Origin of the sequence: Flavobacterium tistrianum (genome assembly GCF_003254545.1) — a bacterium.
Taxonomy (GTDB): Bacteria; Bacteroidota; Bacteroidia; order Flavobacteriales; family Flavobacteriaceae; genus Flavobacterium; species Flavobacterium tistrianum.
Genome location: NZ_QJRH01000067.1, coordinates 230,260 through 244,134, shown reverse-complemented (window position 1 = coordinate 244,134; position 13,875 = coordinate 230,260). Strand labels below are relative to the sequence as shown.

Annotated in this window: 8 protein-coding genes; 4 read left to right on the top strand and 4 right to left on the bottom strand. The window is 33.4% G+C overall.

Annotated features, from left to right (window positions below):
• Positions 1-65: 65 nt before the first annotated feature.
• Positions 66-1,124 (bottom strand): helix-turn-helix domain-containing protein, encoded by a 1,059-nt coding sequence (locus DMB71_RS10275; RefSeq protein WP_111365849.1) that lies wholly within the window; start codon positions 1,122-1,124, stop codon positions 66-68.
• Between the two features lie 186 nt (positions 1,125-1,310).
• On the opposite strand from DMB71_RS10275, the gene DMB71_RS10270 reads away from it, so the two are divergent.
• The 3 genes from DMB71_RS10270 to DMB71_RS10260 all read left to right on the top strand — a co-directional run bounded on the left by DMB71_RS10270 (position 1,311) and on the right by DMB71_RS10260 (position 7,061).
• Positions 1,311-4,745, top strand: coding sequence for a hypothetical protein (locus DMB71_RS10270; RefSeq protein ID WP_111365847.1), 3,435 nt, complete (start codon positions 1,311-1,313; stop codon positions 4,743-4,745).
• Positions 4,746-4,808: 63 nt separating this feature from the next.
• The gene (locus DMB71_RS10265) at positions 4,809-5,384 is read left to right on the top strand and encodes a hypothetical protein (RefSeq protein WP_204251783.1); all 576 of its coding nucleotides are present in this window, start codon (positions 4,809-4,811) and stop codon (positions 5,382-5,384) included.
• 597 nt (positions 5,385-5,981) lie between these two features.
• A complete protein-coding gene (locus tag DMB71_RS10260) occupies positions 5,982-7,061 on the top strand; it encodes a glycosyltransferase (protein ID WP_111365846.1) in 1,080 nt (359 codons plus the stop codon).
• A gap of 151 nt (positions 7,062-7,212) precedes the next feature.
• Here the strand turns inward: DMB71_RS10260 and DMB71_RS10255 are convergent, their stop codons facing one another.
• From DMB71_RS10255 to DMB71_RS10245, 3 genes are all read right to left on the bottom strand, one after another.
• Positions 7,213-8,523, bottom strand: a complete 1,311-nt coding sequence (locus DMB71_RS10255; protein WP_111365844.1) for a porin — start codon at positions 8,521-8,523, stop codon at positions 7,213-7,215.
• Between the two features lie 163 nt (positions 8,524-8,686).
• Positions 8,687-9,772, bottom strand: a complete 1,086-nt coding sequence (locus DMB71_RS10250; RefSeq protein ID WP_111365843.1) for a sensor histidine kinase — start codon at positions 9,770-9,772, stop codon at positions 8,687-8,689.
• A gap of 215 nt (positions 9,773-9,987) precedes the next feature.
• The gene (locus tag DMB71_RS10245; protein ID WP_008465097.1) at positions 9,988-10,671 is read right to left on the bottom strand and encodes a response regulator transcription factor; all 684 of its coding nucleotides are present in this window, start codon (positions 10,669-10,671) and stop codon (positions 9,988-9,990) included.
• A gap of 242 nt (positions 10,672-10,913) precedes the next feature.
• Here DMB71_RS10245 and DMB71_RS10240 point away from each other — a divergent pair, with 242 nt between their 5' ends.
• Positions 10,914-13,718 carry a TonB-dependent receptor gene (locus tag DMB71_RS10240; RefSeq protein WP_111365841.1) on the top strand — a complete coding sequence of 935 codons (2,805 nt, stop codon included), beginning with the start codon at positions 10,914-10,916 and terminating at the stop codon, positions 13,716-13,718.
• Positions 13,719-13,875: the final 157 nt, after the last annotated feature.

The window sequence follows — 13,875 nt, the reverse complement described above, 5'->3', positions numbered from 1 at the left end:
AAATCAATAAATGAGATTCCAAAAAACGAAATCAGGAGTACGGATTTATAAATTAATACTCCTATTTACGATTGCAAAGCCTGAATCTGATAGTTAAGCGGAGTGGTTCCTTTATGTTTTTTGAACGCCGTGAAGAAGGTAGATTTAGAATTAAAACCAACATCGTAACCAATGGATTCTAACGTTAATTTATCTGAAGAAGTGATAATTTTACAAGCTTCGTTAATCCTGAATTCGTTTACATAACTTGTAAAATTCTTTCCCAAATTATTATTCAGAAACTGCGATAATTGATGGCTTGAAACATTAATTTCTTGTGACAAATCTTGAAGCGTAAGATTCGGATTTTTATATAAACTTTTTTCAGACATAACCTTTTCCAGTTTTTCTGACCACATTATTGCATCCGCTGATTCTATTTTTTTATTCGAAATCTTTCCATTCAATAAAAATAAATCGTCTGTTTTTTTTCTATACAAAAGAATTGAAATTCCTAAATATAAAATGAATGAAAAAACTACTGCCCCACTTATATAAGTTGCAGCAGAAGCTCCCATAATTGCCAAGAAGTAAAACAGGAATAATAAACAGTTTCCAAAATAGAGCATTGAAAACCACATTTCGGCAGGAGTAGTTTTTTCTTTTCGGCTGAGGATGTTTTTCAAAACACTACGAAGTGCAAAACCAGCAGAAACAATGTAAACCAACCATTGAAAATAAATGATTCTTATAAAAATGCCATTCCAAAGTTTTGGATATACTTCGTACGGATACAAAATGCCAACGACAACAATTAAAGTTCCCCAAAAAGTCAATATAAATTTCCATAGTTTGGGCATTATCTGAACTTCGTCAACTGCCGATTTGATAAAATAATACAAACAAGGTCCAATGAAAAAACAAGCTGTAAGTCCAAATTGCAAGTACATTCTTGGCAATTCGGGATGAAAATAAACAAATACAGATTTTGCAATTCGGATGCTTAGCGCAAACAAAAGCGCGCCCAGAAAATAATTCGTCAAGTATTTTTTCTTGGTAAAAAAGAAAAAATAAACTCCGAGAATAATTCCGTTGAAAGCTCCTAAAGCACTAAAAAAGAATAGAAGTTCTTTGCTAGTATCCATAATTTAAGTTAGTTATATCCTAAACAAAGCTAAAAAAAAGATTGGCTTAACATGAGATTTTTTCTGCGAATATTTTTTATTCTCCAATTTTAAAAACCTCAGAACTACTTCATTTTTCAATAAATAAAAGCCTCGTAATTTCTTGATTATAAATACTACTTTTGACTTTTTAGAGTTAGAGTATTTATGTTGAAAAAATTACTGTTTTTGACGGTTTTCTTCTGGTTTTCTGCGCTTCAGGCTCAGGAAACTGAATCACTGTACAAAACCAAAAAAGTCATCGTTTCAAAAGATACCATTCGGCTTGAAAAAATGTCCATCAACTCTGGATTTTTTCAGATTCTGAACACTAAAAACGAACCTATCGATTCGGCTTTTTATAAGGTTGATTTTCAAAAAGGATATTTGCTTTTAAATGAAAATTTTCAATCGGTTTCAGATACTTTAATTGTAAATTATCTTAATTATCCAGATCTCTTGACTAGAGAATACAGTTTGTACAAATCGGATCAAATTGTAAACGGTGATATTGGAACAGATAAACTATATAGAATAGACAATAACTCAAATGCCAAAAAAGCAACTCCTTTTGACGGACTTGAAACTTCCGGAAGTATTACTCGTGGCGTTACGGTTGGTAATAATCAAAGTACGGTTTTAAACTCCAATTTAGATTTACAGATTACAGGAAAACTTTCAGAGAAAGTAAGTTTAAGGGCTTCGCTTCAGGACAATAATATTCCGCTGCAAGATGGAGGCTATTCGCAGAAACTCGATCAGTTTGATAATATTTTCATAGAACTTTTTAGCGATGACTGGAACATTCGCGCCGGCGATGTATTTTTAGAAAACAGAAAAACTCAATTTTTAGGCTTTAATAAAAAGGTTCAGGGACTTTCTGCCAACTTTGATTTTGATACCGATAAAAGTAAAACCAATGTTTTTGCTTCGGTTGCTTTTGTAAAAGGACAATATGCCAAAAGTACTTTTACAGGTCAGGAAGGCAATCAAGGTCCGTACAAACTAAAAGGCCAGAATGGCGAATTGTATGTTCTCGTTATTTCGGGTTCAGAACGTGTTTATGTAAATGGTGTTTTGCTAAAACGTGGTGAAAACAATGATTATGTGATTGACTACAATGCAGGAGAAATTGTCTTCACTTCCCTTTTTACCATCACGTCAGAAATGCGTATTAATGTCGAATACCAATACTCTGAAAGAAATTATAATCGTCTCGTAACATACGCAGGTGCAACGCACGAAAATAAAAATTGGAGTTTTGGCGGATATATTTATTCTGAAAATGATATGAAAAATCAGCCTTTGCAGCAAAATCTTTCTCCAGAACAAATTCAGATTTTAAGTCAGGCGGGCGATGATGTGAATTTGATGAAAGCGCCTTCTGCCTATGAAGATACTTATGCCGAGAATAAAATTTTGTACAAAAAAATATTGGTCAATTCGGTTGAAGCTTATGAATATTCGAATAATCCTGCCGATGTTTTGTACAATGTAAGATTTAGCCAAGTTGGGGCAAATGCTGGAAATTATATCATTCAAAACAATAATTCTGTTGAACGAATTTATCAATATGTAGAACCAGTTAACGGAATCCTGCAAGGAAATTACGAGCCAATCGTTCAGCTTGTCGCACCAATGAAACTTCAGGTGGCGACTTTTTTAGGAAAATATAATCCGAATGAAAAAACTCTGGTTGATTTTGAATTGGCTGTTAGCAATAATGACCAAAATTTATTTTCTGGAATTGATGATGCTAATAATCAAGGAGTCGCTTTTAAAACCAATCTTAAAAAACGTCTTTTTTCTAGAAGCTGGAATTTAGACGCTTTCGCAAATTATCAATTTGTACAGCAAAATTTTAAATCGGTGGAACGTTTGTATAATATTGAATTTAATCGCGATTGGAATTTAACGGGAACTCTTTATGGAAATCAGAGTCTTTTGGTTACGGGTTTGAATTTTGATTTATTTTCGAAAAAAGAAACTTCAAATATTGGTTTGCTAACCTATCAATTTGAGAAATTAGATTACAGCGAAAGCTATTCTGGAGCAAGACATACAACAAACGCTTTATTCAAATTGAAAAATTGGACTATTGAAAATAATGGAAGTTTCCTAAATTCTGATGAGATAGCTTCGACTTCAAAATTCATTAGAAACCAAAGCAGAACCAAATATCATTTTGGAAAGAATTGGGTTGGAGGAACTATGCAGTTGGAGGATAATCAGCAAAAAGATAAAATTACCGATCAGTTTTCGGCTTTAAGCCAAAGATTTTCAGAATATGGTGTATTTACAGGACGTGGCGACAGCACTAAAGTTTTTGTTGAAGTTGGTTTTCTTCAAAGACGAAATGATAGTTTGCAAAACGGATTATTACAGCACGTCAATAATTCGCAGACGTATTATTTAAAATCAAAATTAATTCAAAACAAAACAACCGATTTGGCGGTTTATGCGAGTTATCGAAATTTAGATTTTACAGACAAATCGAGACAGAACGAACCTTCATTAAATTCGAGAATTTTGTACAACGATCGTTTTTTTAATCAGTTCATGCAGATTGGAACAGCTTACGAAACCAGTTCGGGAACTATTGCTCAACAAGAATTTACATATGTAGAAGTGCCAACAGGTCAAGGAGTTTACACTTGGAATGATTATAATGGCAACGGAATTCAGGAATTGGAAGAGTTTGAAGTTGCCGTTTATCAAGATCAAGCGCGTTATGTCAGAGTCTTTTTGCCGAATCGGATTTATATAAAAACCAATCAAAACAAGTTTTCACAATCATTAACTTTGAATCCGTTGCAATGGCAAAATGAAAAAGGATTTAAAAAACTGCTGTCTTATTTTTATAATCAGACCTCATTTATAATGGATCGAAAGGTAAAAAGCGAGGGCGGAAAACTAGAACTTAATCCGTTTAATTCATCTGAAGACAATATTTTGGGTTTAAATTCGAGTTTCAGAAATAGTTTATTTTACAACCGAGGCAAACAGAAACATTCGGTTACGTATTCTTATCTTATAAATAAAGGTAAAATTCTGCTTTCTGTTGGTTCGCAGCATGTGCAGAATTATTCGCATCAAATTCAATACACCCATTTATACCAAAATAGCTGGCTATTTAATTTCTTCACCAAAACCATAAAAACCGATTTGGTTTCTAAAGATTTCGCGGAGAAAAATTATGATATTCAAGGCTGGCAGCTGGCACCAAAAGTCAGTTATTTATTTTCTAAAAACACCAAATTGGATTTCTTTTATGAACTTCAAAACAAAAAAAACCAAATTGGGAATCTTGAAACTTTAGACCAAAACAGAATCGGAACTTCTTTTTCTTATGCAGGCGAAAAGAAAGTTACGGTTAATGGAGAATTTTCTTTTTATGAAAATAAATTTAATGGAAATGAATTTTCGTCAGTCGGTTTTCAGATGCTCGAAGGACTTCAGGCGGGATCAAATTTGGTTTGGAAACTGCTTCTGCAAAAGAACATTACGTCTTTTCTCGATATTAATTTAAATTATCAGGGAAGAAAAAGCGAAACAGGAAATACAATTCACACAGGAAATGTGCAGCTTCGTGCATATTTTTAATGTAACACGAAAAAGATGACAATAAATTGCTTAATTTTAATTGAAATTTAAACTTTTAGCCTTATGAAAAAATTAGTATTATTATGTTTAATGGTGGTTTTCTCTTCTAATTTTTACGCACAGGAAACAACTGCAAAAACTACGAAAAGTAAAACAGAAGCTTCGGCAAAAAAAGCTAAAGCAAGCGCAGACAAAGCTTCGGCTGACGCAAAAAAAGAAGCTGCAAAATCTAAAAAAGCTGCAGATGACGCAAAAACTGCTTCAACAAAAGCCAAAAAAGAATCTGCTGACGCAGCTAAAAAGACTGCAGACAAACAAACATCTAAAGCTAAAGCTGATGCCAAAAAAGCTACTGTAGAATCTGACAAAGCAAAAAGTACCGCTGACAAAGCAAAAAGCTCTGCCGACAAAGCAAAAGCTGACGCAAAGAAAACAACTGCAAAAGCTGACGCTACTAAGAAAGATGCCACAGCTGCTAAAAAATCGGCAACAAAAACTTTAAAAGAAACTAACGAAAAAGCGCCATCTGTACCAGATAAAGTTACTGGCGAGTACAATGGCAAAAAAGTATATACTGGACCAAGAGGCGGTAAATACTACATTAACAAAAATGGAAATAAAACGTATATTCAGGATTAAATAAAGGTGCTGAGGGACTAAGGTTCTGAGGTGCTAAGGTTTTAATACGAAATTTTAAAGAAGCTGTCCTTTTGGACAGCTTCTTCTTTTTGTAAGCTTTGAAAAAGCGAAATATTTATAGTTAAAAATATTTTTACAATATAAAGCTCCAGTGGAGCGACATATTTTATTGCGAAAAATTATATGTCGCTCCGCTGGAGCTCTTTGTCTTTTCGCAATAGATTTCTATAGATATGTTACCCCGCTGGGGCTTTTTAATATGTTTGTAAAATCTTTTTTTAGGTAAGCTTCGGAGAAGCGAAATGTTTATAGCCAAGGATGTTTTTTGCAATCTAAAGCTCCGGAGGAGCGACATATTTTTTTATTTGTCTTATTGGAATTCTATAAATATTTTACCCACTGAGGCTTGCTCGTAAAAAAAATTATAAATATTCTTTTAACTCAAAATGACTGTATTTTTGAGATAACTTCTTTTTATTCAAACCAACAAACCTTAGTCCCTCAGCTCCTCAGAACCTTAAGTTAATAATTTAGTAATACCTTCGAAATAACATAGAAAACATATTTGTCTATCTTCGTTTTTAAAACGTGTTAAAAATGAGCATAGATTATTCTGCGAATAAAACTATTTTAGTGGCTCCATTAAATTGGGGACTTGGACATGCTACTCGATGCATTCCGATTATCAAAGCGCTTCAAGAGAATAATTTTATTCCGATTATTGCTTCTGATGGAGTTGCTCTGGCTTTATTACGAAAAGAATTTCCTTATATACAGACTTTAGAACTGCCTTCTTATCATATTGAATATGCTAAAAATGGTAAAAACTTTAAATGGAAGCTGATTAAAAATCTTCCGAAAATGATTACTGCTATTTTGGATGAGAAAAAAATGGTGAATCATTGGATCAAAAAACATGGCATTGACGGTATAATTTCAGATAATAGATTGGGAGTTATCAGTAAAAAAGTGCCTTCTGTTTTTATTACACACCAGTTGAATGTAATGACAGGAAACACAACGTGGTTTACCAGCAAATGCCATCAGCATTTTATTAAAAAATACAATGAGTGTTGGGTTCCTGACACTAACGAAAAAATAAACCTAACTGGAGATTTAGGCCATTTAAAAAATAACGAGCTGAATCTAAAATACATCGGCCCATTGAGTCGCATGAAAAAGAAGGATACCCCAAAGGTATTTGATCTCATGATTATATTGTCTGGCCCGGAACCGCAGCGTACTTTCTTGGACGAAAAACTGCAGAAAGAAGCGGCAAAATATCCTGGAAAAGTAGTTTTTGTACAAGGAAAAGTAGAAAAATCGCAGGAAAAATGGCAGGCTGGAAATGTTACCTATTATAATTTCATGAACTCCAAACAGCTTGAACAGACTTTTAACGAAAGTGAGTTTGTATTGTGCCGTTCGGGTTATACCACTGTTATGGATTTGGCAAAGTTGGGCAAAAAAGCCTTTTTTATTCCAACACCAGGACAATATGAGCAGGAATATCTCGCAGTAAAACTTCAGGAAGAAAATCTTGTGCCTTATGCCATGCAAGACGACTTCACTCTTGAAGATTTATCAAAAGTAAAATCGTTTAAAGGATTATCTCAATTTGAAAATAATATTGATTGGGATTCACTATTTAAAGTTTTCGAAGACAAAATTGCGTAATTGAACGCGGATAAAACGGATTTTATCTATTGTTTCTTCCTATAAAAAAACCTCCAGCTAAAGCTGGAGGTAATTGAATTTTTTCTCAAATATAAATCAGTTTTTATCCGCGTCTTTGCAAAAGCAAATCCGTTTTATCTGCGTACTGATTTTAGAAGTTAAACTGCACTTGCAATCTTAGAACATTTCCTTGCTGTCTGTTTATTGGCAGTGCGCTATCTTCAAAAGTTCGGTCGGCTACTACGTATTCTGCAGTAAGTTCGAAAGCTTTAATCGGCTGCCATTCTACACCAAATTCATAATCTCTAACTATATAACTTCTTGCATCTTTCTCATATTTTTTTCCTCCATCATAATATTGGAATTTGGCGAAAGGATAAATACGTTGCTTTTTTAGATCCCATTTATAGTTTAATAAAACGTAACCTCCGTTCAAATCGGTTTGGTCAATTCTATTTGTTGCTGGATTATATCGAGGCCCAGTTCCGATATTGTATTCAGTTTGGATTCCGAAAGGTCTTGGGTATAAAACAAAAGTTGCTCCAACTCGCTGATCTTTTACATATTGAGGATCGTTAACCGTAACTCCCGGTGAAACTTCTCCAGTAAAAGCCCATTTTCCAGTGTAAGCCTGAATTCCAGGTTCTATAATCTGACTTCCAATAACAAAAGGATAAGTTACTCTCCCGACAACATTTAAGTCTCTATTTCCATCCAATTTGTTTGCAATTTGACCGTTGTAAACACCAAGCGCAAAAACACCAAAATCTCCAGAACCTTTGTAACCGTCTTTAACGAGCATTTCAAAACGTTGTCTGATTTCGGCTGGAGCCCAATAAAAGAATATTCCCAAATCACGCTCATTTAAAATTGAAGAGTTAATCGCATCAGCACGGTCTAAAGTTAAACGCTGCGAACTTGACTGCATGTTTTCAAATCCGTATGGAATTTTACTCTGTCCAACACGTACTCGATATTCTTTTTTCTTATCGAAAGAAAGATCAAAATACAAGTCACGAATCTGTACGAAGTTATTAATTCCGCTTGACGGCGAACTTGCAAAATCAGGCTGAAAGTAGAAAAATACATTTGGATGAACTTGTCCAGAAAACACTAAACGAGCACGACGAATAAAAAGCCCGTTGTTTGCTTTTGCATCTGGAGCCGTAGAAGTTGTTCCCCAAGATCTATCACATTGCTCGCAAGAAACTTTATCGTTTGTAGAAAGTAGGCCATTGTACCTAATTTGTGCATAACCTCTTAAAGAGATTCTATCGTACCAATGTTCCTCAACTCCTCCTCCAGATTTAGTTTCCGGAAGTTTTGCTTTGTTTATAGAATCTAAAATACGCATTACCTCGTTTTTTACATCCTGTTTATTCAGCTCTTGCTTATTTGTTTCTTGTGCATTGGCCGCACAAGTTAGCAGTAATAAAACGGCTAATAGTTTTCTTTTTATCATTAGTTCTGTAATTCCCTTAATTTCAGGATGCAAAGATGGAGCACCTATGTTAAGAAATCATTAACCAGATGTTACTATAATAAAAATTTAATGTTATGACCTAAACTGAAATGTTTATTTATTGTTAAACACCTTTGTTTTAGGGCTTTCAGCAAAACTGACGTTACGATTTTTTAACGTCAGTTTTTGTTATTTTATTTGCTTTTTCGAGTGTAAAAGAGAATTCAGAGCCAATTCCGAACTCACTTTCTACATAAACTTTCTCTTTATGTGCTTCAATAATATGCTTTACAATTGCCAATCCTAAACCAGAACCACCTTCTGATCTTGTTCCGCTTTTATCCACTCGATAGAAACGCTCAAAAAGTCTTGGAATATTTTGTTTTTCAACACCTTCTCCGTTATCGCTAATACGAATTAAAACTTTTTTCTTGGTTAAATTTACGACGCCAACTTCAGTCAGACCGCCTTCTTTTCCGTACTTAATAGAATTCACAATCAGATTCTCGAGCACTTGCTGAATTCTGTCCTGATCCCCTCTAATCATTACTGACTGAACATTTTTGCTTTCAAAAGCCAATTTAATTTTCTTTTTATCAGCTTTCATTTCAAGCAACTCAAAAACGTTTTGAATTAATTCGACAATATCAAAATCAGTCATGTTTAGATCTAAATCGCCCGATTCTAATTTGGTAATCATATCCAAATCTTCTACAATATAGATAAGACGCTCTACACCTTTTTCGGCGCGTTTTAAATATTTTTTTCTAATATTTTTATCGTCCATTGCGCCATCAAGCAAAGTCGAAACATAACCTTGAACGGTAAAGAGAGGCGTTTTCAATTCGTGCGAAACGTTTCCTAAAAATTCTCTTCTATATTGCTCACGAATTTCAAGCATTTCGATTTCTAGTTTTTTATCGGTTGCAAACTTTTTCACTTCACGTGAAAGCGTTTCCATATCGGTATTAATCGGCTGATTGATTAATGTTGTTGATTCTAACAACGAAACCTCATCGTAAATTTTCTTTACTCTTCTATAAATAAATCGTTCTACACGATATTGCAAAACCAAAAAAGAGAAAATATAGACTGCAATTATAAAAATTATTCCAAACGCAACTTGATGTTTTAATTGATTTTTATAAAATAATGACATTAACATCAGTACAAATGCCGTTGTAAAGAGACTGATATACAATGCCGATTTTATGGCAAACTTGTATGTTTTTTTAAAATTAATCTTCATTGAAAAAATTGAACCATTAAGAAATTAAGAAAATTAAGTTTTGCTTTTAAATTATTTTCTTTTGAATAAACCAGAAAACAAAAAAGGAATAACTCAAAAACCATATAAGAAAATGAAGATTGTACAACTTCAATTCTTATATGGTTTAAATGTATTGAATATTTTTAAAAAAATTTGAAAGGGTTTAAATCTTAGCAACTTAGTATCTTAAAAATCTAAACTTCAAATTTGTAACCAACACCTTTTATGGTTTTAAAAAGATCTTCGCCTATTTTTTCGCGCAGTTTTCTGATGTGAACATCGATTGTTCTACCTCCAACTACAACTTCGTTACCCCAAACTTTATCCAAGATTTCGTCTCTTTTGAAAACTTTCCCAGGTTTTGAAGCTAATAAATAAAATAATTCGAATTCTTTTCTTGGCAAGGCAATTTCTACATTGCCTTTTATGATTTTGTATTCCTCACGGTTAATTTCGATTCCGCCTACATTTAAAGTATCTGTAACAACTTCTTGTTCTTTTAACCTTCTTAACAGCGCCTTTACTTTTGAGACCAATAATTTTGGTTTAATTGGTTTTGTAATATAGTCGTCGGCACCGGCATCAAAACCAGCTACTTGAGAATAATCTTCGCTTCTTGCTGTAAGGAATGTTATGATAACATTATTTAATTCTGGAATTTTTCTAATATGCTCGCAAGCCTCCATTCCGTCCATTTCTGCCATCATTACGTCCATAATGATTAGTTCTGGCAGCTCTTTCTGTGCTTTTGCTATAGCATCTTTTCCGTTAGAAGCTGTAACAATCTGGTAGCCTTCCTGAGCAAGGTTATAGCCAACGATTTCTAAGATATCTGGTTCGTCGTCAACTAATAAAATCTTAGTTTGTGTTTTTTTCATAAATAGCAAAAATTGAGATTTTTATATCGAAACTTCTTCATTAAACATTCGATATTTCTTATTTCACAGGGTAAATATACTAACAAAAGAACCTTTAAAAAATGGTGTTAACCGTAATTTAATCTCGTAACAATTTGATAATCTTAACAACACAAAAACATAACAAGTCGGTAACATGGACTTCACAGAGCGGTTCTTTCTTTGCACAAAAATAATAAGACACAAACACAACACTGAAAAAAATGAAATTCAATTTAAGATTTCTCTTTATTGCATTATTTATCTGTACGATCTCGATCGCGCAAAACAAAGGTACGATTTCTGGAGTTCTAACCGACAAGGACATGAACAACGAAGCGCTGCCATTTGCTAATGTTTTAGTTAAAGGTACAAATATTAGCGTAAATACCGACGTAGATGGAAAATATTCCTTAAGCGTAAATCCTGGAAATTATACTTTAATCTTTAGTTTTTTAGGATATGAATCTGTTGAAGCTCCAGTAGCTGTAAAAGCAAACGAGACTGTAACGATTAACAAAGGACTTTCTTCTGGAAGTTATACTCTTAAAGATGTAGTTGTAAAATCAACTGCTAACAAAGAAAAAGAAACTGCTTTACTTTTAGATCAAAAAAATGCTGTGGTAATCAAGCAAAGTATTGGTGCACAGGAAATGTCTCGAAAAGGTGTAAGCGATGTTGAAGAGGGTTTGACAAAAGTAACTGGAATCTCAAAAGTAGGTTCAAGAGGGATATTTGTACGTGGTCTTGAAGATCGTTACAATAACTTATTGATTAATGATCTTGCCGCTCCATCAAACAGCCCATATTCAAAAATCGTTCCGCTAGATTTATTTCCAACGAACATTGTAGGAGTAATTGATGTTTACAAAACTTTCAATCCAAATATTTACGGAGATTTTGCTGGAGGAACTTTCAATATCCAAACTTCAAAACCAACGAAAGATATCACTAAAATAAATATTGGAGCAGGATACACAACTGGAAACAGCTTCAAGGATTTCTTGCTTTCTGGAGATGCAGATACTGCTGCTGGTTTCTTCGGATTTAATGGTAAAGACAGAGAATTGCCAAGTTTCTTAGGTGAAACTGCTGGAAGAACAACTTTCACAAAAGATCAGGCATTAAACTCTGTAAGCGGAGACAAAGGTTTTAACGTAAGCAAAAGCAAAAGCCCTCTTAACTCAAGCTTCAATTTTCTGCATGCTGAAAAATTTGACTTAAGCGACAACCGTAACATTTCCTATTTATTATCTCTTAATTTTGATAATAGCTATGCAGTTAGAGAAGGTGTTAATAGAACATTGCAAACACTTGGTGATAAATATAACAATGACTTCATCAACACTGAATACCGTTTCAAAACTAGCACTTCTGCTTTAGTTGGTGTAAATTATTCAGCTGAACGATATAAATTATCTTTCAACACTTTATACTTAAAAACCACATTAAACTCAATCTTAGATCAATACGGGGTTTTAAGCAATAATGGTATCACGAATAACTTTATCCGTACGAATCAATTAGACAAAACGGATTATTTAAATGCTCAATTATTAGGTGAATACAATTTGACAGAAGATAAAAACCAAACTTTAAAAGGTGGTGTATCTTATGCAAATACTAAATACGGTCAGCCAGACAGAAAATTCTATACTGGTACTCAGGAAGCAGATAACCAAATCAACACTTCTTACGGAGGTAACAACTTCTTACGTCAATATTTAACTGTAGACGGAAATGTATTTGTTTCTGGATTATTAGAATACAATTTGAAATTCGGAAAAGACAAACAAAACAAATTGACTGTTGGTTATAACGGAAATGCATCTAAAATGGAATCTTCTTACCGTTTTGTATCAAGTTATGGTGGTACTTTTTCATCAAACGATATCAACAATATCGATTCGAAAATTACAACTGACATTAACAACAACGTAGTTGCTTTTGCTGAAAGTTCAAACACAACTTATAAAGTAAAACTTAATGAAAGCGCAAATGCAGGATACGCAAACTTATTCTGGAAATTTGCTGACAAGTTTGAACTTAACGGAGGTGTAAGAGTTGAAAACACAATTAAAGAAACATACTTCAGAACTTTAGGTTCTTTTGATGATCCATTCAAAAAGAAAACATACAACAATCTTTATGTTTTGCCTTCTGTAAACTTGAAATACCTAATGACAGAAACGTCTAATATTCGTTTCGCTGCAAGTAAAACATATACAAAACCAGTTGTAATGGAATCTTTCCCTATCTCATATATCAATGCAGATAACACTTCAACACAAGGTAACTCATTATTAAAAAACAGTGACAACTATAATGTTGACTTGAAATACGAATTGTTCCCAACTGCTAAAGAAATGATCACTTTTGGAATATTTGGAAAATATATTGACAATCCAATTGAAAGAACCTTTATTGCAAACGCTACATCGGGAACAGTAACTACTTTCTTAAATTCTGACAATGCAACTTTGTACGGAGCAGAAGTTGAATTCCTTTTAGGATTAAACAGAATTAGCGAAAATCTTGAGCATTTCTCTTTCGGATTAAATGCCTCATTAATGTCTACGAAAGTAAATGTTGCAAAAACTTACGAATCTCAGGATGAGGACGGAAATGTAACGGTTAAAAATTCAATCGAAACACATAGCTCTAGATCATTGCAAGGTGCATCAGATTGGTTAGTAAACTCAGATTTGAAATATGAATTCAATTTAGGCAAAGACTGGACAAACACGATGTCTCTTGTTTATGGAGTATTTGGAAAAAGAATTTATGCAGTAGGAACAAACGGTCAGGATAATACTTACGAATTGCCTGTATCTCAATTAGATTTTGTTTGGGGAAGTAAAATCTCAGAACATTTTGATGTGAAATTTACAGCAGACAACTTATTAAACCCTGCAAGACAATTAGAATTTGGAAATAACGGAACTGTAAAAGTTGATGAGCCATCTTTATTAGCAAACAGCTACAAAAAAGGCGTTGGATTCTCAGTAAAACTTGGTTATACTTTTTAATGTTAATAATAAAGATATCAAAAGCCCCAGAAATTCTGGGGCTTTTTTTATGGCAGCAATTTGCATAAACCCACTTAACATTCCCTTCACATTTTGGTCAATTTTTGATAACCGTAATGTAATACTCAGATAACACCCTAAAAAGATTAACCTCATA